This window comes from Brevundimonas vesicularis, from assembly GCF_027886425.1.
Taxonomy (GTDB): domain Bacteria; phylum Pseudomonadota; class Alphaproteobacteria; order Caulobacterales; family Caulobacteraceae; genus Brevundimonas; species Brevundimonas vesicularis_C.
Genome location: NZ_CP115671.1, coordinates 2227783 through 2250673, shown reverse-complemented (window position 1 = coordinate 2250673; position 22891 = coordinate 2227783). Strand labels below are relative to the sequence as shown.

Here is a 22891-nt window from a genome sequence, read left to right as displayed (position 1 = left end):
CCAAGCCTCCGCCACGAGGCAATGAGGAACGCTATGGTTCATCCGCTCAAACTGAACCCCGATCGCCTGTTTTCGGCGGACGCCGACACCCGCGCGATCGCGCGTCGTCTATATGGCGAGATCAAGGGGCTGCCGATCATCAGCCCGCATGGTCATACGGACCCGAGCTGGTTTGCGTTGAACGAACCCTTCGCCAATCCGGCCGAACTTCTGATCACGCCCGACCACTACGTCTTCCGCATGCTGCACTCGCAGGGCATGGCGATGGAGGATCTGGGCGTGCCGCGCGCCGATGGCGGGCCGGTCGAGACCGATCCGCGCAAGATCTGGCGGCGCTTCGCCGAGAACTATCACCTGTTCCGGGGGACGCCTTCGCGAATGTGGCACGACTGGGTCTATGCTGAGGCCTTCGGCATCGACGTGCGCCTGTCGGCCGAGACGGCCGATCTTTATTATGACGTGATCGATGCGGCCCTGAAGACCGACGCCTTCAGGCCGCGCGCCCTGTTCGATCGCTACAATATCGAGGTCCTAACCACGACCGAGAGCCCGCTGGACACGCTGGAGCATCACAAGACCATCGCAGCCTCGGACTGGAAGGGACGGGTGCTGACCGCCTATCGTCCGGATCCGGTTCTGGATCCCGACTATGAAGGCTTCCGCGACAATCTGAAAATCCTGGCCGAACAGACCGGCCGCGACACGCTAAGCTGGGACGGATACCTGCAGGCCCTACGCGATCGGCGTGCCTTCTTCATCGAAATGGGCGCCACCTCGACCGATCACGGCCACCCGACAGCCTTCACTGCCGATCTGCCCAGGGCCGAAGCCGAGGCCCTGTTCCGGCGTGTCTCGACCGCCCCTGCCAGCGCCGCCGATGCCGAGTTGTTCCGCGGCCAGATGCTGACTGAAATGGCCGCCATGTCGGTCGAGGACGGTCTGGTCTTGCAGTTGCACCCCGGCAGTTTCCGCAACCATTCCGCCACCGTCTTCAACCGTTTCGGCCGTGACAAGGGCTGCGATATCCCGACCCAGACCGACTACGTCCGCGCGCTGAAGCCGCTGCTGGATCGGTTCGGGTCGGACAGCCGTCTGTCTCTGATCCTGTTCACCCTGGACGAGACCACATACAGCCGCGAATTGGCGCCGCTCGCCGGCCACTATCCAGCGCTGAAACTGGGGCCCAGCTGGTGGTTCCACGACAGTCCCGAGGGGATGCGTCGCTTCCGCGAGCAGGTCACCGAGACGGCTGGCTTCTACAATACGGTCGGCTTCAACGACGACACCCGCGCCTTCTTGTCCATACCCGCCCGCCACGATGTGGCGCGGCGCATGGACTGCGGCTTCCTGGCCAAACTGGTCGTCGAGCACCGGATGGAGGAGGACGAGGCGCACGAACTGGCCCACGCCCTGACCTATGGCTTGGTCAAGGCGGCCTACAAGCTGTGAGCAGACTGAACGAAGCCGAGCTCAAGGGTCTGTCCGCCGACGTCGCCGTCCCCGGCTACGACCGCGCCCAGGTGAAGACGGGTGTCGTCCATCTGGGCATCGGCGCCTTCCACCGCGCCCACCAGGCGGTCGTGTTCGACGATGCAATCAAGTCGGGGGATCCGCGCTGGGGTGTGCTGGGCGCTTCGCTTCGGTCGCCCGGCGTACGCGATCAGCTGAATCCGCAGGACGGGCTGTACACCCTGGTCGTGCGTGACGGATCGGACGAGCATCTGCGGGTGATCGGCGCCTGCGCGGGCGTGATGGTCGGGCCGGAAGATCCCGCCGCCCTGGTCGCCGCCATGGCCGATGCCAACGTCCACATCGTCACCCTGACTGTGACCGAAAAGGGCTATCGCCTCGATCCGGCGACCGGCGACCTGCTGCTGGACGACCCGGAGGTGGCGGCGGACTTGGCCGACATCGGCTCGCCCCGCACGGCGCCGGGCTTCATCGTCGCCGCGCTTCAGGCCCGCAAGGCGGCGGAACTGAAGCCCTTCACCGTCATCAGTTGCGACAACCTTCCCCATAACGGCAAGCGCATCCGGGACGGGGTGCTGGCGATGGCGCGCCAGATCGACCCGGCGCTGGCGGACTGGATCGAGGCCGAGGGCGCCTTTCCCCAGACGATGATCGACCGGATCGTCCCGGCGACCATCCCCCAAGACATTGTCCGCCTGACCGCTCGTCTCGGCGTCGAGGATCAGGGCATGGTCAAGGCCGAACCCTTCACCCAGTGGGTGATTGAGGACTGGTTCGCCGGCGAACGGCCTGACTTTGCGTCTCTCGGCGTGCAGCTGACCGACGCGGTCGAGCCGTGGGAAGACGCCAAGCTGCGGCTGCTGAACGGCGCCCACTCGGCCATCGCCTATCTGGGCGCCTTGTCGGGTTATGAACATGTCCACGAAGTCGTGGCCGTTCCCGGCTTCCGCGACTATGTCGAGGCCCTGTGGGACGAGGCCGAAACGACGCTAAATCCCCCGCCAGGTCTGGACATCCCCGCCTATCGTAAGGCGCTGATGGCCCGGTTCTCCAATGCGGCCCTGATGCACCGTACGCGCCAGATCGCCATGGACGGCTCGCAGAAACTGCCCCAGCGCCTGCTGGCCGGGGCCGCCGAACGTCTTGCGGCGGCGCCGGGTATCGATGCCATGGCCTTGGGCGTCGCCGCTTGGATGAAATGGCAGTCGGGCGTGATCGAAAGCGGCGAGATTTTCGTCGTCGACGATCCTCTGGCCGCCAAGACCTGCGAACTATTGGCCGACGCCCACACTGATCAGGCGCGCGTTTCGGCCTTGCTGAGCCTGTCCGCCGTCTTCCCGCCCGCGCTGGCCGCTGACGACCGGTTCGCCGAAGCGGTCACGTCCGCCTATCTGTCGCTCAGCCAGAACGGCGCCGTCGAGGCCGCGCGCCTGGTCGCGGAGTAGTCCATGTCTCGCGTCCTGATCCTGAACCCCGCCGATGACGTCGCCATCGCCCTGGACGACATCGCCAGCGGCGATACGCCCGTTGGCCTGAACGCCCCGGCGCGCGCGGACATCGCCACCGGCCACAAGATCGCCCGTCACGCGGTGGACGAAGGCGGTCTGGTCCGCCGATATGGCCAGGTCATTGGACGCGCCAAAGCCGCTATCGCCGCCGGCGATCATGTCCATATTCACAATCTGGCTATGGCGGAAGACGGCCGCGAGGCCGAGGTCGGGGCCGACCTGCGTACGCCCTCGTTGCTGTCTGGCGCGACGTTCAGCGGCATCGTTCGCCCGGACGGTCGGGTAGGCACGCGCAACTATATCGGCGTCCTGACCAGCGTGAACTGTTCGGCCACCGTAGCGCGCCGCATCGCCGACGCCTTCCCGGATTCCATCCTGCCGAAGGGCGTCGACGGCGTGGTCGCTTTCACTCACCAAGGCGGTTGCGGCGGCTCGTCGCTCAGCAGCGACGTGACCCTGCTGCAGCGGACCCTGGCCGGCTATGCTCGGCACCCGAACTTCCACTCCACGCTGATCGTAGGCCTGGGCTGCGAGGCCAATCAGATTCCCGCCTGGCTGGCCAACGAAGGCCTGGAAGCCGGTCCGCACATTCGCGCCCTGACGATCCAGGAGGCCGGCGGCACGGCCCGTGCGATCGAGGCCGGTATCGAGATCGTCCGCGAACTGGTCGTGGAAGCCGCCAAGGTCCAGCGCCAACCTGTCTCCGCTTCTCACCTGACCGTCGGCTTGCAATGCGGGGGTTCGGACGGCTGGTCCGGCGTCACCGCCAATCCGGCCTTGGGCGCAGCTGTCGATTTGCTGGTCGCGCACGGCGGCTCGGCCATGTTGTCCGAGACGCCGGAAATCTGGGGCGCCGAACATCTGCTCCTGCGCCGTGCGGCGTCTCAGGATGTGGCGGACAAGCTGAACGCGCGCCTGGAATGGTGGCGCGACTATGCGGATCGCCATCAGATGGAGCTGAACAACAATCCGTCGCCCGGCAATCTGAAGGGCGGTTTGACCACCATCCTGGAAAAGTCGCTGGGTGCGGTGGCCAAGTCCGGTTCGATCCCGCTGAACGACGTGATCGGATACGCCGAACCGCTTCAGACCAAGGGCCTCAGTTTCATGGACAGCCCCGGTTACGATCCGTGCTCGGCGACGGGCCAGATCGCCTCGGGCGCCAATCTGATCGTCTTCACGACCGGCCGGGGCTCGGTCTTCGGCGCCAAGCCCGCCCCGTCGATCAAGGTCGCCTCCAACGCCAGGCTGGCGAACTGGATGGACGAGGACATGGACATCGACGCCTCGCCGGTCCTGACCGGGACCAGCCTGGCAGACGTGGGCGCCGTCATCTTCCAAAAGATGCTAGATGTGGCTTCAGGCGAGCCCTCCAAATCCGAGGCGCTCGGCATAGGCGACAACGAGTTCGTGCCCTGGCAGGTAGGAGCCTATCTGTAGAGGCGATGAGGGATCCGAAAACCTCAATCACCCTCTCTTGCGGGTGGTAAAAAAGAAAGCCCGGAGCTGTCCGCTCCGGGCCTTTAGTTTGTCACGCTGGAGGCGTCAGGGAGGGAAGCTCAATACTTCCAGCGCAATCCCACGGCGATCTCTCGGCCGGTATGACGGTAGTCGGACACGCGGTTGGTCACGTCGACGTAACGGTCGGTGTAGGCGTCCGTCAGATTGATGCCTTCGAGCGAGAAGGTCAGGTTCGGCGTGAACTCGTAGGACATGGAGGCATCGACATTGGTGGTGTCGTTGACGCCTTCTTCGGAGTTGCCGTTCGCGCCGGGGAAGGACAGCAGATACTGGCTGCGGTGTGCGATCGAGACGCGGGCCTGGAACGGGCCATCCTCATAATACAGGGTCGCGTTGGCGGTGTTCTTCGACTGGCCCGTCAGGCGGTTTTTGCCGGCCGTGCCGTAGCTGACTTCGGAATCAACCCACGTGACATTCCCGGTGAAGCCGAAGTTGGACCAAAGACCGGGCAGGAAGGTGAAGGGTTGCTGATACTGGATTTCGATCCCTTTCAGCGCGCCGCCTTCGCCGTTCAGGCGGCGCGTGACCTGGAAGATGTCAGTCGGGCTGGCAGCGCCCTGAAGCAATTCGTTGGGCAGGCCCAGCTGGTTGTAGGGGATGCCGACTGTTTCGGATGTGATGAAGCTGTCGATGTCTTTGTAGAAGACGGCGGCGGCCAAAAGGCCCTCATTCTGGAAATACCACTCGACCGAGAAATCGTAGTTGGTGGCGCGGAACGGGTCGAGAAGCGGATTTCCGTAGGAGACTGTGCGGGTGGTCGGTGAGACGCTGCCGCCCGGGGTCAGATCGCCGAGGGTCGGACGGGACATCACCTTGGCGGCGCCCAGGCGAATCACGACGTCGTCACGCGGCTCCAGCGCCAGGTTGAAGGACGGCAAGACGTCGTCATAATCGTTGTCGGTTGTCACGTAGTCATAGGTCGTGATCGGCGGCGTCCCCACTGCGATGGTTTGCCAGCCTTTGGCCGTGACCTCGGTCTGGGCGTAGCGGATGCCGGCATTGCCGCGCAGGACCATACCTCCGACAGTCGTGTTGAAGTCGGCTTGGAGGAAGACGCCTTTATCCGTTTCGTCCACTTCACGCTCGCTGCGATTAGGCACCAAGGGATCGTCGTAGAAGCTGAGGAAGTCAGCAATCTTGGAAATGTCGGGAACGATGAAGCTGAGGTCCGAGCCTGCGCCGGCGCTTACTCCATCCCCGATGCTGACGACGCGTCCGATGCTGTCGACCCCGGTCAGTCGATCGGCGCCGGTCGGAGACGTTTTGGTCCGTGTCAGGCCAAAGGTCTCGAACCCATAGGTGCGATACTCGCCGCCGATCTTGAAGGTCAGGGAGTCGGACCAGTCGTAGGCCAATGAGCCGGCGCCGACCTTGTTGTCAAAGTTGCCGCCGGCGTTGCTGCGCGTCGCATTGACCAGGGTGAAGCGTTGACCCGAAGTGACGTCAAAGCCGTAGTTGATGCGCGGCCGGCGATCGTCCTCACGGAAGTCGAAGGTGTAGCCGTTCACGCCCGCGGCCTCGAAGGCATAGGCGACATTGAGCGGCGTGCGGGCTTCGGATCGGTTGGCGCCGACCTTCAGATTGCCATGCAGCCGGTCGCTGAAATCATGGCGGACGTTCAGAGAGGCCTGGTAGAAGTTGCTTTCGTTGCGGGTGAAGCCGTTCTCGGCGCGCACCAGCATGTTGTCGAAGACGCCGTAGGACAGGATGTTCTTGTCGGCGTCGATCGCATAATCGCGCACGACGACGCTGTTGACGTTGGCGCGACTGAACGACCAGGCTTCGATGTTCGGGCTTTCCAGTTCCGAGTTGAACCGCGACCACAGGACGTCCAGCACCGCCTCGGTGCGGTCGCTCGGCCGCCATTGCAGCGCGCCCGTCATGCCCAGGCGGTCTTCCTGAGTATTGCCCAAGGTGTAGCGCGGTATGCGGGGATAGAAGGCGTTCAGGACGGCGTCACGTTGCGCCGTCGTGGTGCAGGGAATGCAGCCGCCGAAGTTCTGGCCGCGCCCATAGGGGTTGCCAGCGGCGTTGACGTTTGACGGGTCGCCCTTTTGCCAACGCGTCGTGTTGAAGCTGCCCAAGATTGGCGAGCGCTCGGAATAGGCGATTGACACCAGGGCGCCGAAAGTTCGGTCCTCGTTCGACCAGCTGAGCAGACCCGCAAGCCGCGGTACCGTCTTCTCAGACAGATCATTGTACGAGCCCTGGACAGACAGGGCGGAGTTCAGGCCGCTGCCGCCGAAGTCCAGGGGGCGACCCGTCTGCAGATCGACTGTGGCGCCCAGCGAGCCCTCTTCGATCTCGGCCGATTGCGTCTTGCGAACCTTGATGCTGTTGAACAGTTCGGACGCGAACATTGAGAAGTCGAAGCTGCGGTTGCGGTTGCCGCCAGACGCGGCCTGGGCTTCCAGGCCGTTGATGCGAGTGCGGGTGAAATCTGAACCCAAACCACGCACCGAGATGGTGGTGCCCTGGCCGTTCACGCGGTCGATGGTCACGCCCGGCAGGCGCTGGATCGCTTCGGCCAGGTTCTGATCGGGGAAGTCGGCCATGTCTTCGGCCAAGATGGCGTCCACCGCTCCGGCTTCGCGGCGCTTGATGTTCAGCGCCTGTTGCAGGCTGGACCGAAAGCCGGTGACGACGATTTCATCGACCACGGTTGCGTCTTGGGCGGCGTCTAGCGTGACGGGTTCTGAGGCAGGAAGGGCCTGAGCCACAGCCGCCGACGCACCCATCAGGGCCGCCAGGGATACGCCAACCGCGCACAGAGTCCGGGTGTTGGTCCGTCGCATTCGTTCTCTCCCCATCCCGGCGTCCATCTGGCACCGGTGTCATTTTGTGGTATGCTGTCGCGTATATTCGGATTGGCGACGTGTCGCTTATTGCAACAGCTTCCCGCATTTTGCAACAAGGTGATGTCAGCACCGCGAGATCCGCTGAGAACGTCGATAAATCCTCGATATCTCAGGCGTAAGGGCTCGAGAAACTGGCGATGTTTCTAAGCGCCACGATCGATTTCGACAGCATAGACGTGGTTTGCGCCGTGCATGTTCGACACGAAGACGATCCATTTTGCGTCCGGCGTGAAAGTCAGATTCGGCTCAAGCCGATAGTCGTGGTTGGACAGATCCACGAGCCGCTCAGAGCGCAGATATTCGACGAAGATCTGGTCGTCCTTGTCGCTTGACGGATCTTCATCGACGATCGGTTCGGGGCGCAACAGGACGAGCCACTTACCGTCTGGCGCATGAGCGACCATGTCGCCGTCGCCGCCGTCGCCAGCGAACAGGCTGCCGTCCGGCGAGACGTTGTAATGGACCGACCAGTCATTCTGCTCGACTTTGCGATAGACCCGGCGGCCCGTCTCCAGATCGACCGAGGCGACCCAGAAGACCTGGCCGCGCGGGGTTTGCAGGTCATAGAGCACCTGTTTGCCGTCCGGGCTGAACCATTCGTGGCCGAAGATCTCGAAGTTCATCGTCCGCTGATGGGTCTTTCTCAGGCCCGTGCCATCTGCGCGGATAGCCCACATTCGATCCACGCGGTGCCAAGGCCCTTCATGGCAAAAGATGATCTGCTGGGGATCGGTGGGGGAGAACTGCGTGTGGCCGATCCATTCGTTGGTCTTGTGGATCACGCGTCGCTCGCCCGTGGTCAGGTCGATGACGAAGATTTCCATCGGATAGCGCGCGGCCCAGCGTTGAAGCATCCGCACGCCCTTGGCGCGGGCGAAGTTCAGCGGCTTTCCGTCCGGCCCATCAGCTTCGTACTCGGCCTGGTCGAAGCGGCGGTTGCGCGGGTCGGGCACGGTCGGCTGGAGCGGTTGGCTGTCATAGGCCACGAAGCCCAAGAGCAGCGTCTCATCGGCATTGACCGAATTGATCTGGCCGTTCGGAATGCGGCCGATCTCGCGACGCTGTTTGGTGTCAACGTCGATGACGAACAGGGTCTTGGCGCGGTCCATCAACTGAACTTCGCCAGGTGTGGTCACCGAATAATAGACGTTGCGCCCCTTGCGGCCCGTGAACATCAGGTCGGCGTCATGGTCGGGAACCAAGACTTTGACGGCCCAGGTCGCCAGATCGACGGTTGAGATGCCCTGAGGCGTCGAGATGACCATCAGGTCGGGCGCCCCGACCTTCTTGGGCAAGAACATGTTCTTGTAGAAATAAGGCTTTCCGCCCCCGCCATCGGGCGAGACGCGGCGGATGCGATGGCCGGTCTTCGGATCGACCCACTCGGTCGGCACCGGGCCGTCCCAGCGCGGCCGCTCGACCGGCGTCTCTTGAGTCGAGGGCGGGGCGGTGTTGGGCGCGGGCCAGACGGGGGTCTGTCCCGGCGCTGGCGGGACGGCCGGCGTGGTCCGCGCCTGAGCGGTCGTCGTGGTGAAGGCGCCGACGGCGGGGGCGCTGAGCAGAGCTTTCAGGGCGGTGCGTCTCGAGGTCGTCATTGGGGCGGTCCTCTCGGTTTTCTTGGTTACGGCGCGGGGGTCAGGCCTTCGACACGGACGGTCCAGCCTTCCTTTGGGAAGCCGGGCGCGTGGCCGCTGGACCCGTCCCAACCCGCCGCCATCAGACCGACGGCCATAAGCAGGGATCCGTTGGACGGGAAATAAGTCTCGGCTGCGCGGCGATAGCCCGGACCATCCGGATTGACCGCCATCGTCACGCCGCCGGCACCGGCCGAGACGGGCACCAGTTCGTCGGCGTGTTCATCCAGGTGAACGCGAGGCGTCATGCCGGTGACGCCCCACTGATTATTCTTCATGTCGGCGAACAGCCAGTTCACCGCCTTCTCCGGTTCGCCAAGGCGAGCCGCCGTCATCGCCATCATCGGGAAGTCCCAGCCCCAGGTCTGGCGCACGTCCCAGTTCTGCTCCACAGCTTCAAACGTGCGGCGCATGGCGGCTGGATCGATCCGCGTGCCGGGAATGAAGCCATAGGCCATCAGGAAGGAGGGATGGTCGCGGTTCTTGCACTGAGCCGCCGCTGCGTGTCGGCGACAGGCGTCGGACATGGCCGTCTCCCAAAAGTCCGGCACGCTCTCGACAGGCAGATACAGGCCGTCCCTCATCGGCGGCGGCGCGATCTTGGCCAGGGCCTGATCCCAATCGGCGCGGCGGGCCTGACCCTTGCGTTCGCGCCACTTTTGGGCGGTTTCCAGCGCCCACCGGAAATACTCGACTTCGAAGGTCGGGTTCACCGTGGTCAAGGGATCGTAGTTCTCCTGGGCCGGGATCATCGGCGTGCCCAGGTTCAGCCGGCCGTCGTGTTCGATGGGCCAGGAGGCCAACAGGTCGGCGGTCGCTTCCACCACCTCGCCGTATCGATCCAGCACGGCCGGATCCTTCTCGGCCCGCCAGACCAGTTCGGCCAAAAGGATCGGATGCGGCTGCTGCCACATGATGAAGGGCGAAACCAAGCTGGGGCTATTGCGACCCTCTGGCCCCACCATCTTGGGCCACCAAGCGCCCTTAACGTGGTGACGGGCGGCCTCGGCGCGCGCATTGTCCAGATTGCCAACGTACCAGGGCAGACTGCGCTCCAGCATGTCGGCGTGACCCCACATCGCCTGCCAGCCGGCGTGCCAGGGATGCATTTCCAGGTGGAACTTGCCGTACCAGCTGTTGGAGAACAGGCCTTCTTCCTGCGGCGGCAATTCGCCGGCGCCGTTCACGGCCGACAGGTATTGCGAGAGGACGACGCGACGTTCCAACTCTGGCGCTCGCGGATCGGTAGAGCCGGTGAAATCAACGGCGCCGCCCTGGGTCCAGAAACTGTTCCAGTGTGCCGTCGTTGCCTGGACGCTGGCGGAGTAAGCAGGCGTCTTCTCAACGGGCTCCTGCTGATCGAAGCGGACCATGACGGTCAGGCGGTCGCGACCAGCAGCGGCCACGCGGAAGGCGTCGGGGCCGCTTTGTTCGATCTTACCGGATGCGGTGATGCCGGAATAATAGGTGGTGTCGTCCAGGGTGCGGCGAATGTGGACGTCGCCTGTGTCGGAGGCGACGATATTCAGGCTTTGGCCATCACGCTCGAACGTCGTCGGGTCGGGATTGATGGCGGGGTTCACGCCCGGATAGCGGACCTGGACGCCCAGGCCCTGAGATGAGACGAGGGGCGAGGCGATCTCGATCATGACCATGTCTAAGGTCGGGTGGACGCGGGTCACGATCTCGACCGACTGGCCATCGTAGGTGAAGCGGCTAGTCAAGGCGCCGGACCACAAGTCCAGCGTCTGGTGCGTGTCTGCGATCTTGGTGAAGTCCAGCGCTTCGCCGTCGGCGAAGGTCAGGCCGATGCGACTAAGCGAGAACCGGTGCGGATTGGCCCGCAGCCAGGTGTAGGCGGGTTGCGTCTCGGCCACGGACCACGACTTCATCCAGGCGTAGGGCTGTTCGCCCCGGCCCGGCACGGGCACATCGACCAGGCCGTCCTGTTCCGTATAGCCGTGCGGGTTCGGAAAGCTGTGCCAGGCCCATTGGGCCATGGTCAGCAGAGGCGCCAATTCCGAATACTGCTCCGGGAAGGTTTGAAGCCCGGTGATGTCGGCGGTGAAGCCCAGGTCGCCGTTGCCCAGCATGATCGGGGCATGGCGATCGATGGCGGTCAGGGTCACGTTATGGCGCGTGACCAAGGCGTAGCGGTCGATGGGAGACGCCGGCGCCAAGGCGGCGGTGGGCGCGACCGTTTGGGCGCAGGCGGCCGTGGAACCGGCCAACAGCGTGAAGGCGAGGAGGGCGGTGCGAAGGCGCATCACTTCGCCTCCGCCTTCAGCCCCAGCCCCGCACCTTTCCAGCCGTACCAGGCGACGACGGCGAAGCAGGCGGCGGGCAGGAGGAAGGCGACATTGGCACCGTAGAGATCGGCGATCTTGCCCATGGGCCAAGGCAGCAGAACGCCGCCGCCAATGGCCATGACCATGAGGGACGAGGCCTTCTTGGTGCCGGCGCCTAGGCCGGCAGTGCCCAGGGCGAAGATGGTCGCGAACATGGTGGACATGAAGAAGAAGACGGCTAGCAGGGCGATGGGCGAGACCTTGTCGATCCCGGCGGCGACAATCAGCGTCAGCACGACATTGATGACGCCGTAGGCCGTCAGAAGCACGCGTGGCTTGATCTTCAGCAGTAGGGCGGTGGCGAAGAAGCGGCCGACCAGATAGCCGATAGCCGCCAGCGACAGCATGAAGGCGCCTTGCTGCGAGGTCAGGCCCTCCCAGTTGTGCGTCACTAGGTTGATGAAATAGGCGCCGATACCGACCTGGGCACCGATGTAGAGGGCTTGAGTGATCACGCCGGCGATGAAGTGCGGCTGTTTGGACAGGGGCAGGGCAGGGGCGTCGCCTTGCATCGCGCCGCCGTGGTCGGACAGGCCGGTCTCCGGCAGCCGGGCGCGCCAGACGGCAAGGGCGAACAGGACCACGCCGACGGCGATCAGCCCGTACACGATCTGGATCGAACGGGTCGCGCCGCCCAGAGCCTCGGTCGTAGTGGGGCTAAAGAAGACCGCGCCGCCGATCAGGGGGCCGAAGAAGACGCCCAGGGCGTTGAACGACTGGGCCAGGTTCAGCCGCTGTGAGGCCTTGGCCGGATCGCCTAGGACGTTGACGTAGGTGTCCGCGCTGGTCTCGAGGATGCACAGACCGGCGGCAAGAACGAACATCGAGCCGACGAAGGGCAGGAAGGCGCCGGCGCCCGCCGCCGGGATGAACAAAAGGGCGCCGACGGCGGTGACCGCCAGGCCCGACACGATGCCGAACTTGTAGCCCCGCGCATGCAGCAGCATGCCTGCCGGAATCGACAGCAGCAGATAGGCTCCAAAATAGGCGATCTGCAGCCAGGCGCTGTCAGCCTGGCTGATGCTCAGCGTCTCCTGGAAATGCTTGTTCAGCACGTCCAGCAGGCCGTAGGCCAGGCCCCAGATCAGGAAGCAGGCGATGGCGAAGGCCAGCGGGCCCTTCAGCGACCCGGCGGGCTTGGCCAAGCCCCCGGGGGTGTGGGCGGCGTCGGTCATGATGATGGGGATACTCTCCTGGTGTTCCTCGGCCCTCGCCGTCTTGATGCGGCTTCGGCGGATGGGTCAGATACGGTAGATCGCCTCGGCGTTGGCGGCGAACAGGCGGTCGCGTTCATCGGCCGAGAAGTCGGCCGTGATCGCTTCGAAGGCGGAGTAGAAGGCGTCGAAGGTCCCGTGGACGCTTTCGACGGGGAAGTCGGAGGCGAACATGGCCCGCTCGGTCCCAAAGGCGTCGATGCATTCCAGAACGACGGGGCGGATGCTGTCGGGTGTCCACGCGCGGTCGGTGATGCCCAGGCCCGAGATCTTGATCGAGACTTGGGGCTGTGCGGCCAGCAGGCGCAGGCCGTTGCGCCAGCGCTCCATCCCCGCCTCGTCCCGATCCGTCGGCAGGCCGGCGTGATTGACGATCATGGGGATGTCGGGGTGGCGCGAGGCGATGATGGCGGCGGTCGCCATCTGCGACGGATAGAGCTGAAGGTCGAACGACAGACCGTGGCGCGCCAGCTTGGCGAAACCCTCGACCCACTGAGGATCCCGCAACAGGTCGCGGTCGGTATAGGTCTTCAGCGGATCCTCGTACCAGCAGACGATCTGGCGCACGCCGCGCACGTTCGGGCGTGCCGCGTGGGCCTCCAGCAGGGCGTCGAGGTCGGGATCCAGCATATCGGCGCCGGCGACGATGGCGTGCGGGTAGCCACGGTTATCGGCCAGGGACTGGAGCCAGTCGGTCTCGGCCAACTGCTGGCCCACCGGCTGGCCGGCCTCGACGTGGACGATCTTGTCCACGCGCCAGCCGGTCGTGTCGTCGAGGTAGTCGTCCAGCAGGTAGTTCGCGTTGGCGATGGGGCTCATGTCCCCCGCCGGATTGTTCGGCAGGGGATCGTCCTGAAGCCAGCCATAGCGCGCACGCGACAGGTCCCACAGGTGGACGTGGCTGTCGACGATGCGAAGATCCGAACCCACCTTTCGCGCCTAGTAGGTGGTGCGTCCGCCCGACGTGTCGAACGTCGAGGCGGTGGTGAAGCTGCATTCTTCCGAGGCCATGAAACAGACCATGGCGGCGCTCTCATCGACCTCGCCCAGGCGACCCATGGGGATTTTGGAGCGCATGTAGTCGACCTGGCTTTGCGGCATCTGGGCCAAAATCGGGCTTTCGAAGGTGGCCGGGGTCAGGCTGTTGGCGATGACGCCCTTGCCAGCCAGTTCCTTGCCCAGCGACTTGGTGAAGCCGATGACGCCGGCCTTGGACGCCGAATAGGCGCTGGCGTTGGGGTTGCCTTCCTTGCCCGCGACCGAGGCCACGTTGACGATGCGGCCATAGCCGTTGGTCAGCATGAAGGGCACGATGGCGCGGCAGCAGTAGAAGACGCCGTTCAGATTGATGTCGACGACGCGTTTCCAGCTGTCGATCGGGAACTCGTGCACCGGCACGGTGGCGCCGGTGATGCCGGCCGAGGCGATCAGGATGTCGATCTTGTCCAGCGCCTTGTTGGATTCCTCGGCCGCCGCAGCGACGGCGTCTGCGTCAGAGACGTCCAGGGCCGCGACGTGGGTCGCGCCGACCTCTTCGGCCGCCGCCTTCAGCGCGCCGGCGTTCAGATCCCACAGTACGACTTTGCCGCCCTCGGAGACGATCCGGGCGGCCGAGGCCTTGCCCAGTCCCGAGGCGCCGCCGGTGACGACGGCGGTGCGGCCCGCGAACCGATCCTGGTAGGCGCTCATCGGGTCCACTCCACGAAGGTCTGACCCTGTTCACCCAGCTTCTGGATGCCCAGACGCACCGTGTCGCCCGCCTTCAGGTAAAGCGGCGGCTTCTGGCCCAGACCCACGCCGGGCGGGGTGCCGGTGGTGATCAGATCGCCCGGCTCCAGCGTCATGAACTCCGACAGATAGGACACGATCTCGGCGACGCCGAAGATCATCGTCCGGGTGTTGCCGGTCTGCATGCGCTTGCCGTTCACGTCCAGCCACATGTCCAGATCCTGAACGTCGCCGACCTCGTCGGTCGTGACCAGCCAGGGGCCGACGGGGCCGAAGGTGTCGCAGCCCTTGCCCTTGTCCCAAGTGCCGCCGCGCTCGGTCTGATAGGCGCGCTCGGACACATCGTTGATCAGCACATAGCCGGCAACGTGATCCAGCGCCTCGGCCTGGGTGACGTAGGAGGCGGGCTTGCCGATGACGATGCCCAGCTCGACCTCCCAGTCGGTCTTCTCCGAGCCGCGCGGAATGACCACGTCGTCGTTCGGCCCATTCAGACAGGTAATGGCCTTGGTGAACAGAACCGGCTCTTCGGGGATCGGCAGATTGGATTCGGCTGCGTGGTCGGCGAAGTTCAGGCCGATGGCCAGGAATTTGCGCACGCCATGGATCGGCACGCCATAGCGGGGCTGACCCTCGACCAAGGGCAGGGCGGTCGGATCGATGGCCTTCAGCGCCTCAAGTGCGGGGCCATACAGTTGGTCCGGTGTGATGTCGGCGATGTGGCCCGACAGGTCGCGGATGCGCCCCTCGGCATCCAGCGTGCCCGGCTTTTCCTGACCCTTGGGGCCGTAACGCAGCAGTTTCATGGTGAGGGAAGGGCTTTCGTCTTAGCGAATTTGGGGGCGCGCGTAGGGGCGGTGCAGGGCGATGTCTCGGTTCAGCTCGACGCCGAAGCCGGGCGTGTCCGGCACCTTCAGGCGGCCGTCCACGGGAACGGGTTCGCCGATCAGCTGCGGATGGAACATGGGCACGACCTCGTCGGCACCGGGGGCCATCATCAGGAACTCAGCGAACGGGCTGTTATGGCGGGTCACCACGAAGTGGTAGGAATAGACCGATGAGCCGTGCGGGATCATCAGCACGCCCTTGGCGTCGGCCATGGCGGAAATCTTGATCAGTTCGGTCACGCCGCCGCACCAGCCCACGTCCGGCTGAATGATGTCGCAGCATTCCATCTCCAAGAGCATGCGGAAGCCCCAGCGGGTGGCCTCATGCTCGCCGGTCGTGACCAACATCCCCTTGGGGGCGTTCTTCTTCAGCGCCTGATAGCCCCAGTAGTCATCGGGGCTGAGCGCCTCCTCGATCCACTTCAGACCCAGCTTGTGGGCCTCGTGGGCCAGACGCGTGGCGTAGTTCAGATCCAGCGCCATCCAGCAGTCGAACATCAGCCAGAAGTCATCGCCGCAGGCGTTCCGCATGGCTGCGAGTTCAGCGATGTTCTTGTGCAGGCCTTCCTCGCCCTCGGCCGGGCCGTGGTGCAGGGGCATCTTGCCGCCGATGAAGCCCAGTTCCTTGGCTTTGTCCGGGCGCGCGCCGGTGGCGTAGAAGGTCAGTTCGTCGCGCACCGCCCCGCCCAGCATGGCGAAGACCGGCTCCTGACGCAGACGGCCCAGCAGGTCCCACAGCGCCAGATCGACGCCGGAGATGGCGTTCACCACCAGACCCTTGCGGCCATAATACTGCGTCGAGAAATACATCTGGTCCCAGATCTTTTCGACCTCGGACGGATCGCGGCCTTCCAGGAAGCGGGCGAGGTGTTTCTCGACGATATAGGCGGCGGGTTCGCCGCCGGTCGTGACCGCAAACCCGACCACGCCGTTCTCGGCCTCGATCTCGACGACCAGGGTGCCCAGCACATTGATGCCGAAGCTGCGGCGGCTCTGGCGGTACTCAGGGTATTTCGCCATGGGCGTGGCGATGTGGTCGTCGATCCAGTGGCCATCGCCCTGATCGTGGTAGTCGGCGCCGCCGCCCGTGCCGTCGTTCTTCACGACGAAGGCGCGAACGTGCTTGATGCGGGGGAGGCGGCTCATCGCCTCATCACCAGTGATTGGCGATTCGCTCCCATAATGCGGGATTTCACTGGCGTTCCTCCGTGCACAGCGTCAAAGTCAGGTCCGTGTAGCGGATAGACTTGCGCGTTTTGCTACATTCTGAGAATGAGGATTACGAAATGGGACGAACGCCGTCAATCAAGACCGCACAGGTCGATGGGGATGAAGAGGTCGGCGCGAAGGCGTCCGGCAGCCAGACCCTTTTGCGGGGTCTGGACGTTATCGACGCCCTGATCGACGGCTCACTGCCGCTGGCCGAATTGTCCGAAAAGCTGGAGCTGACGCGCAGCACGACCCATCGTCTGGCCTCGGCCCTGGTCGAGCGGCGGTTGCTGTCCTTCCGCCCGCGCGAGGGCTATTCTCTCGGCCCCAAGCTGCTGGAGCTTGGCCATGCCGCCAGCCAACAGATGCATTTGCCGCGCGTCGCACGGCCCTGGTTGGAACAGCTGTCGGCCCAGACCGACGATACGGTCCACCTGGGCGTGCTGGACGGCCGTCATGCGCTTTATCTGGACAAGGTGGCGGGGCGCAGGCGGATCAACATCGGCTCGCGCCTGGGCGAACGTCATCCGATCGCCTCGACCGGCCTGGGCAAGGCGCTGATCCTGGACAAGACCGAGGCGGATTGGATCGACTTCTACGCCGAGCCGGGCGCCACCTACGACTCGTCGGCCCGCGCCGTCTGGCTGGAGCGGATGCATGGCTATGCCCAGAAGGGCTATGCCTTCGACCTGGAAGAGAACGAAGACCAGATCCGTTGCGTCGCCGCGCCGATCCGTTCGGTGAACGGCCAGATCGTCGCCGCGCTCAGCGTGTCTTCCGCTGCCCAATATATGTCCGACGCTCGGATGACCGAACTGACCAAGACCGTGACCGAGGCCGCCGACGCGATCAGCGCCGACCTGGGCTGGTCGCCCAAATCCTGAAACCGTGCCACCGCCGGAGCCCGCATGCTGCTAGAGAACAAGGTCGTCCTGATCACGGGCGCATCGCGGGGTATCGGACGGGCGACGGCGATCGAAGCTGCACGCCAGGGGGCGGATGTCGCCTTGAATACCTTCCGAGACGAGACGGCCGCCGCCGAGGTGGTCGCCGAGATCGAGGCGCTGGGCCGCCGGGCCATCGCCGTCAACGGCGACGTGGCCCAGCCCGAGAGCGCCGCAGCCTTCGTCGCCGCCGCCGTTCAGGCGCTGGGCCGGGTTGATATATTCGTCTCGAACGCTGGCATCTGTCCGTTCCACGCCTTCCTCGATATGCCGGTCGAGACCCTGCGCCGGACGATGGAGGTCAATCTTCACGGCGCCTATTACATGGTGCAGGCGGCGGCCAATCAGATGGTCAAACAGGGGGAGGGTGGCGCTATCGTCGCCATCAGCTCGATCTCGGCCCTGGTCGGCGGCGAGATGCAGACCCATTACACCCCGACCAAAGCAGGAGTGCACAGCCTGATGCAGTCCTGCGCCGTCGCCCTGGGCCGCCACAGCATCCGGTGCAACTCGGTCCTGCCGGGCACCATCGCCACCGACATCAACAAGGATGACCTCGCCGATCCGAAGAAGCGCGAATATATGGAGGGCCGCATTCCGCTGGGGCGTCTGGGCCGGCCCGAGGACATCGCGTCCGTCGTCGCCTTTTTGGCCTCGGACATGGCGGGTTATATGTCCGGTGCGGCGCTGCTGGTGGACGGCGGCGCTTTCGCCAACTTTCAGTAAGGCCAAGCCGTGATCATTTCGTCGCCGAGCGATTATCGGGAAGCGGCGCGGCGCAAGCTGCCGCCCTTCTTGTTTCATTACATCGACGGCGGCGCCTATGCCGAACAAACCCTGCGTCGCAACGTCGAGGACTGGCAGGCCATCGCGCTTCGCCAGCGCGTGCTACAGGACATGACCAGTCTCAGCCTTGAGACGAAGCTGTTCGACGAGACCCTGCGCCTGCCGATCATCCTGGGGCCCGTAGGGCTGACCGGCATGTATGCGCGCAGGGGCGAGGTCCAGGCGGCCAAGGCGGCGGCCTTGCGCGGCGTGCCGTTCACGATGTCGACCGTGTCTGTCTGCCCGATTGAGGAGGTCGCGCCGGCCATCGACCGGCCCATGTGGTTCCAGCTCTATGTGCTGCGCGATCGCGGCTTCATGAGGAATGCGCTGGAACGGGCCAAGGCGGAGGGGGTGAAGACCCTGGTCTTCACCGTCGATATGCCGACGCCGGGCGCTCGCTACCGTGACGCCCATTCGGGCATGAGCGGGCCCAATGCTGAGATTCGCCGCATGGTCCAGGCCATGACCCATCCGGCCTGGGCCTGGGACGTCGGGGTGCGCGGCACGCCGCACGACCTCGGCAATGTCTCGGCCTATCTGGGCAAGCCGACGGGCCTGGCCGACTACATCGGTTGGCTGGCGAACAACTTCGATCCGTCGATTTCGTGGAAGGATCTGCAATGGATCCGCGATTTCTGGGACGGGCCGATGATCATCAAGGGCATCCTGGATCCGCAGGACGCCCGCGACGCCGTCAGCTTCGGCGCAGACGGCATCGTGGTGTCGAACCACGGCGGGCGTCAGTTGGATGGAGTGCTGTCGTCTGCCTGCGCTCTGCCCGCCATCGCCAACGCGGTGCAGGGCGAGCTGAAGATTCTGGTGGATTCCGGCATCCGCAACGGTCTGGACGTGGTCCGCGCCATCGCCCTGGGCGCCGACGCTGTCCTGCTGGGCCGGGCCTTCATCTACGCCCTGGCGGCGAAGGGCCAAGCGGGGGTCGAAAACCTGCTGGATCTGTTCGAAAAGGAAATACGCGTCGCCATGACCCTGACCGGCGCCAAATCGGTAACGGGCATCACCCGAGAGATGCTGGCGATTTGACACAGGATCAGTGCGTTATCCCCGCCACGAAAGCGGGGATAAAGCACATCTTCGAAAGTCCTAAGCCCCCAACGACTCGATCAGGTCGCCCATGTTGCGGATGAAGACTGAGGTGGAGACGCCCTCGACCGGGAAGTCAGTATTGTACGGCGAGGTATCCCACAGGTCGCCGACGCGGGTCATCTGATATTCACCGCCGGTGATGGCGGTGGGGGAAGGGCCCTTGTACGGGTTCGACGTCGTTGTCAGCGGCGTGGGCCAATAGCCGCGCGCATTCAGCCCGGCCATGACTTCGGCCGCGCGACCGGCGTGAGGCGCGGTCGGGCGACGAGCGTCGCTGGACATGTCCCACACGTCCACATCCTGAAGCGTGAAGTACTTGGGCAGGTTCAGCGAGCCGGGGCGAGCCTTCAGCGGCGAACCGCGCGTGGCGTCATCGACCGGCATGGCCGACAGACGCGCGTATTCGGCGCGCAGGGCCGGGGTGTCCACATTGCGGAACGAGCCATAGTGGACGATCAGATTGGTGGGGTTGTTGTCGGCGTAGTACTGGCCGTTGGCGATGTTGGACCCGCGCCGGTGGATGTAGATCGGGGTGTTGGCGCCTTCCAGGATGAAGGTCGGGTGCGTGCGGCCCGGCGTGTTCAGCGGCGGCTTGGCCGCGACCTGATCCAGCCAGTCCATCGCCTCGGGCAGGCGGGCCAGATATTTCCGGTCCCCGGTCAGGCGATAGAAGCCCATCATCGACTTGATGTTGGTGCCGGTCGTGTGGGTGACAAAGGCTTGCGGCTCGATCGTCCGGGCGCCCGCCGGCTTCAGCGTGTCGGGGAAATGTTGCAGGCCCCAGGCCGGTTGCGGCTGCGGCTGCTGGGTCTTTACGAAGATGTCCATGCCGCGATTGATGGCGTCCAGAATCCTCGCATCGCCCCGACCGTTCCGCGCCAGGCCGTGATAGGCGTAAATCAGGAACTCCAGGTTCTCGCCGGCCACGTCGTCGTTGAAGGTGATGTAGGGCGTATAGTCCGCATGGCCGTGCAGGCCGCCGTTCTCGACGAACGGATAGCGCTGGGGCCAGCCGCCGTTCTCGTACTGGCTCTCCAGCACGAAGCTGATCGCCTTGTTCAGCGGCGCCAGATATTTGCGATCCTTCTTCTCAAGGTAGATCCGCAGCAACAGTTGCGACGCCTCGGCTGTTCCCGCGTCGTCGAATGTCGCGTTGCCGTAGTAGTGATGGAATTCCTCCAATCGCCACGCGTTGGCGGCGACCGTACCGTACCACTGCTTCAGGGACTCTTCGCCGGCGGTGTCGATCACATAGTTCCAACCGCCCAGCGGGTGCTGACCCCTGATCAGGGCGTCTGCAGCCTTCTTGGCCGCTTCATAGTAAAACTCGTCACCGGTGGCATGATAGGCGTCAAGGAACAGATGGCCCACGGTCGCGGTGCCCGGCGGTTGGACCCAGATCATGGTCGGGTTGGCCTCAAGCTCGCCCCAACGGCGCGAAAAGTCAGGCAGATATTGCCAAACGTATCCGCCCTCGACGGCGGCCTCTTCGCTCATGAACCGAGCGGCGCGCTTCATGGTGTCCAGAATGGCGGCGCGCTCTGGCGACGCCTGGGCCAGGACGGGCCCTGAAGCGGCGACGAAGGTGGCGGCGGCGCCGGCGGCCAGCAAGGCGCGGCGGTTCATGGACGTGACGGACATGGAAACTCCTGGTGTGACCTCTCTCGCACGGTTTCTTCTGACCGTTTCGAACCATCACTGAAGCATGATTGACACCGGTTTCCTAGCCCTATGGCGCCATTGAAAAAGGCCGCATGGACTTCCCCACGCGGCCTCCACACAATCTCAATGTTAGCAGTCTCAGCGGCGGATATCGAACCCGCCGTCGCCCATAGCGGCGCGCACATCGTCGGCGGAGAACAGGTTGAAGTCGCCAGGGACCGAGTGTTTCAAGCCGGCGGCGGCGAGGCCAAAGTCGAGGGCCTCCTGATCCGACCAGCCGCTCCACAGGCCGAACAGCACGCCGGAGGCGAAGGCGTCGCCGCCGCCGACCCGGTCCACGACGCCAGCCATGTGAATGGCCTCGGCTCTGGTTTCGATCACTTCTACCCCATTGCGCGTCAGCATGACCGCCGACAAGGCCTGATCGGCGACGCTATCCTGAACGCGCAGGGTGCAGCCGATGCGTTGCAGGCGCGGGAAGGTGGCGAAGGCGGCCTTGGCGGCCTCACGACGACGCACAGCCGGGTCGGGGCTGTCGAACGTCGTCTTCAGAACCAGGGCGAAATCGCGGTCGTCGGCGAAGGCGACCGTGGCGCCGGCCAGCATCTTGCCGAGCGTGGCCGGGGGATCGCCATCCCATTGTTCCCACAACTTGCCGCGGAAGTTGCCGTCATAGCTGACTTTGACGCCCTTGCGGGCGGCGGCCTCGATTATAGCGACGGCGGCGGCCGAGCCGTTGGGTCCCGTCGCCGGCGTCACGCCCGAGGCGTGCAGCCATTCGACGCCGTCCAGAAGTTGGTCCCAGTCGAAGGCCGTATCGACATGTTCGACGAAGGCCGATCCGGCGCGGTCATAAAGGACTTCCGACGGACGACGCACAGCGCCCGGCGTCAGGAAATACAGACCCATGCGGCCGGGTTTGAAGACGACCTGAGAGGCGTCGACCCCGTGCTTGCGCACTTCGTCGCGCACGCCGCGGCCCAGTGCGTTGTCGGCCAGGACCGTGGCCATCGTCACCGGCGCGCCGAAGCGAGCCAGCGACACGGCGACATTGGCCTCGGCGCCGGCGGGACGCACGGTCAGGGCAGGCGACTGCATCAGCAGTTCGTTGGCGTTGGGCGAAAACCGCAGCAGCATCTCGCCGAAGCAGAGGATGCGGCGGGAAGATGCAGCCTGGGTCATGATCGCAACGCTAGCCTCGGATCAGCGCGCCTGCCAGCCGCCGTCGACCGGCAGGATGGCGCCCTGGACATAGTCGGAGGCCCGGCTGGCCAGGAAGACGGCCGCGCCGCCCAGGTCCGACGGCTCGCCCCAGCGCCCGGCCGGGATACGGCCCAGGATCTCGGACGAACGGACCGGGTCCTCGCGCAGGGCCTGGGTGTTGGCGGTGGCGAAATAGCCGGGGGCGATGGCGTTGGCGGTGATGCGGTGCGGCGCCCATTCGTTGGCCATCAGCTTGGTCAGGCCGGCGACGCCCGACTTTGACGCGGTATAAGACGGCACGCGGATCCCGCCCTGGAAGGACAGCATGGAGGCGATGTTGATGATCTTGCCCCCGTCGCCCTGTTTGATGAACAGGCGCGCCACCGCCTGGCTCATGAAGAAGACGGTCTTCAGGTTGATGTTCATCACCAGGTCCCAGTCGGCCTCGGTGAAGTCCACGGCGTCGGCGCGGCGGATCAGGCCGGCGTTGTTCACCAGGATATCGATCCGGCCCATGGCGGCCAGAGCTTCCTGTACCACGCGATCGACCGGCTCGATCGAGGTCAGGTCGGCGCTGATGGCGTGGGCGCGACGGCCCATCGCCTGCACCTTGGCGACCGTGTCGTCAGACTCCGACAGGGCGACCGAGACGATGTCGGCGCCCGCCTCAGCCAAAGCCAGGGCGATGCCTTGGCCCAGGCCCACATTGCCGCCGGTCACCAGCGCGACCTTGCCGGTCAGGTCGAATGGATTGCTCATGCTTTTCTTCCTCT

The 22891-nt window shown here is 64.9% G+C and carries 17 protein-coding genes; 6 read left to right on the top strand and 11 right to left on the bottom strand.

Annotated elements, in window-relative coordinates:
* The first annotated feature begins 33 nt into the window (after nucleotides 1-33).
* The 3 genes from uxaC to PFY01_RS11605 are packed head-to-tail and all read left to right on the top strand — an operon-like array spanning nucleotide 34 to nucleotide 4418.
* Complete coding sequence (uxaC, locus tag PFY01_RS11615; protein ID WP_271041387.1) at nucleotides 34-1449, top strand: glucuronate isomerase; 1416 nt, start codon at nucleotides 34-36, stop codon at nucleotides 1447-1449.
* Complete coding sequence (locus PFY01_RS11610) at nucleotides 1446-2915, top strand: mannitol dehydrogenase family protein (protein ID WP_271041386.1); 1470 nt, start codon at nucleotides 1446-1448, stop codon at nucleotides 2913-2915. The genes uxaC and PFY01_RS11610 overlap by 4 nt, the downstream gene beginning before the upstream one ends.
* A 3-nt stretch (nucleotides 2916-2918) precedes the next feature.
* The gene (locus PFY01_RS11605) at nucleotides 2919-4418 is read left to right on the top strand and encodes a UxaA family hydrolase (RefSeq protein WP_271041385.1); all 1500 of its coding nucleotides are present in this window, start codon (nucleotides 2919-2921) and stop codon (nucleotides 4416-4418) included.
* 119 nt (nucleotides 4419-4537) lie between these two features.
* On the opposite strand, the gene PFY01_RS11600 is transcribed toward PFY01_RS11605, so the two are convergent.
* The 8 genes from PFY01_RS11600 to rhmD form a co-directional block, all read right to left on the bottom strand.
* Nucleotides 4538-7294, bottom strand: a complete 2757-nt coding sequence (locus PFY01_RS11600; RefSeq protein ID WP_271041384.1) for a TonB-dependent receptor — start codon at nucleotides 7292-7294, stop codon at nucleotides 4538-4540.
* 206 nt (nucleotides 7295-7500) lie between these two features.
* Entirely contained in the window at nucleotides 7501-8952 is a 1452-nt protein-coding gene (locus PFY01_RS11595; RefSeq protein WP_271041383.1) for an oligogalacturonate lyase family protein, read from the bottom strand.
* 26 nt (nucleotides 8953-8978) lie between these two features.
* Entirely contained in the window at nucleotides 8979-11258 is a 2280-nt protein-coding gene (locus PFY01_RS11590) for a hypothetical protein (protein WP_271041382.1), read from the bottom strand.
* Complete coding sequence (locus tag PFY01_RS11585) at nucleotides 11258-12514, bottom strand: MFS transporter (protein ID WP_271041381.1); 1257 nt, start codon at nucleotides 12512-12514, stop codon at nucleotides 11258-11260. The genes PFY01_RS11590 and PFY01_RS11585 overlap by 1 nt, the downstream gene beginning before the upstream one ends.
* A 66-nt stretch (nucleotides 12515-12580) precedes the next feature.
* Nucleotides 12581-13483, bottom strand: a complete 903-nt coding sequence (locus PFY01_RS11580) for an amidohydrolase family protein (protein ID WP_271041380.1) — start codon at nucleotides 13481-13483, stop codon at nucleotides 12581-12583.
* A 9-nt stretch (nucleotides 13484-13492) separates the two neighbouring features.
* On the bottom strand, nucleotides 13493-14242 hold the full coding sequence (locus PFY01_RS11575; protein WP_271041379.1) for an SDR family NAD(P)-dependent oxidoreductase: 750 nt from the start codon (nucleotides 14240-14242) through the stop codon (nucleotides 13493-13495).
* Nucleotides 14239-15087: a fumarylacetoacetate hydrolase family protein gene (locus tag PFY01_RS11570; RefSeq protein WP_271041378.1), complete on the bottom strand. Its 849-nt coding sequence runs from the start codon at nucleotides 15085-15087 to the stop codon at nucleotides 14239-14241. Before PFY01_RS11570 ends, PFY01_RS11575 begins: the two co-directional genes overlap by 4 nt.
* A 21-nt stretch (nucleotides 15088-15108) precedes the next feature.
* Entirely contained in the window at nucleotides 15109-16314 is a 1206-nt protein-coding gene (gene rhmD / locus PFY01_RS11565; protein ID WP_271041377.1) for an L-rhamnonate dehydratase, read from the bottom strand.
* A gap of 140 nt (nucleotides 16315-16454) precedes the next feature.
* On the opposite strand from rhmD, the gene PFY01_RS11560 reads away from it, so the two are divergent.
* Genes PFY01_RS11560 through lldD form a run of 3 tightly spaced genes read left to right on the top strand, consistent with a single transcriptional unit; the run spans nucleotide 16455 to nucleotide 19190 of the window.
* Nucleotides 16455-17261, top strand: a complete 807-nt coding sequence (locus PFY01_RS11560) for an IclR family transcriptional regulator (RefSeq protein WP_091747421.1) — start codon at nucleotides 16455-16457, stop codon at nucleotides 17259-17261.
* 24 nt (nucleotides 17262-17285) lie between these two features.
* Nucleotides 17286-18047 (top strand): SDR family NAD(P)-dependent oxidoreductase, encoded by a 762-nt coding sequence (locus PFY01_RS11555; protein WP_271041376.1) that lies wholly within the window; start codon nucleotides 17286-17288, stop codon nucleotides 18045-18047.
* A gap of 9 nt (nucleotides 18048-18056) precedes the next feature.
* Nucleotides 18057-19190, top strand: a complete 1134-nt coding sequence (gene lldD / locus PFY01_RS11550) for an FMN-dependent L-lactate dehydrogenase LldD (RefSeq protein WP_271041375.1) — start codon at nucleotides 18057-18059, stop codon at nucleotides 19188-19190.
* A 60-nt stretch (nucleotides 19191-19250) separates the two neighbouring features.
* Here the strand turns inward: lldD and PFY01_RS11545 are convergent, their stop codons facing one another.
* From PFY01_RS11545 to kduD, 3 genes are all read right to left on the bottom strand, one after another.
* Complete coding sequence (locus PFY01_RS11545; RefSeq protein WP_271041374.1) at nucleotides 19251-20894, bottom strand: pectate lyase; 1644 nt, start codon at nucleotides 20892-20894, stop codon at nucleotides 19251-19253.
* 159 nt (nucleotides 20895-21053) lie between these two features.
* Nucleotides 21054-22097, bottom strand: a complete 1044-nt coding sequence (locus PFY01_RS11540; protein ID WP_271041373.1) for a sugar kinase — start codon at nucleotides 22095-22097, stop codon at nucleotides 21054-21056.
* Nucleotides 22098-22118: 21 nt separating this feature from the next.
* The gene (gene kduD / locus PFY01_RS11535) at nucleotides 22119-22877 is read right to left on the bottom strand and encodes a 2-dehydro-3-deoxy-D-gluconate 5-dehydrogenase KduD (RefSeq protein WP_271041372.1); all 759 of its coding nucleotides are present in this window, start codon (nucleotides 22875-22877) and stop codon (nucleotides 22119-22121) included.
* Nucleotides 22878-22891 lie beyond the last annotated feature (14 nt).

Coding starts and splice junctions, on each gene's coding strand:
- PFY01_RS11570 (WP_271041378.1), bottom strand. CDS start 15,087: ATGAAACTGCTGCGTTACGGCCCCAAGGGTCAGGAAAAGCCGGGCACG.
- PFY01_RS11555 (WP_271041376.1), top strand. CDS start 17,286: ATGCTGCTAGAGAACAAGGTCGTCCTGATCACGGGCGCATCGCGGGGT.
- PFY01_RS11600 (WP_271041384.1), bottom strand. CDS start 7,294: ATGCGACGGACCAACACCCGGACTCTGTGCGCGGTTGGCGTATCCCTG.
- PFY01_RS11575 (WP_271041379.1), bottom strand. CDS start 14,242: ATGAGCGCCTACCAGGATCGGTTCGCGGGCCGCACCGCCGTCGTCACC.
- PFY01_RS11540 (WP_271041373.1), bottom strand. CDS start 22,097: ATGACCCAGGCTGCATCTTCCCGCCGCATCCTCTGCTTCGGCGAGATG.
- uxaC (WP_271041387.1), top strand. CDS start 34: ATGGTTCATCCGCTCAAACTGAACCCCGATCGCCTGTTTTCGGCGGAC.
- PFY01_RS11585 (WP_271041381.1), bottom strand. CDS start 12,514: ATGACCGACGCCGCCCACACCCCCGGGGGCTTGGCCAAGCCCGCCGGG.
- kduD (WP_271041372.1), bottom strand. CDS start 22,877: ATGAGCAATCCATTCGACCTGACCGGCAAGGTCGCGCTGGTGACCGGC.
- PFY01_RS11605 (WP_271041385.1), top strand. CDS start 2,919: ATGTCTCGCGTCCTGATCCTGAACCCCGCCGATGACGTCGCCATCGCC.
- PFY01_RS11590 (WP_271041382.1), bottom strand. CDS start 11,258: ATGCGCCTTCGCACCGCCCTCCTCGCCTTCACGCTGTTGGCCGGTTCC.
- PFY01_RS11595 (WP_271041383.1), bottom strand. CDS start 8,952: ATGACGACCTCGAGACGCACCGCCCTGAAAGCTCTGCTCAGCGCCCCC.
- PFY01_RS11560 (WP_091747421.1), top strand. CDS start 16,455: ATGGGACGAACGCCGTCAATCAAGACCGCACAGGTCGATGGGGATGAA.
- rhmD (WP_271041377.1), bottom strand. CDS start 16,314: ATGAGCCGCCTCCCCCGCATCAAGCACGTTCGCGCCTTCGTCGTGAAG.
- PFY01_RS11545 (WP_271041374.1), bottom strand. CDS start 20,894: ATGTCCGTCACGTCCATGAACCGCCGCGCCTTGCTGGCCGCCGGCGCC.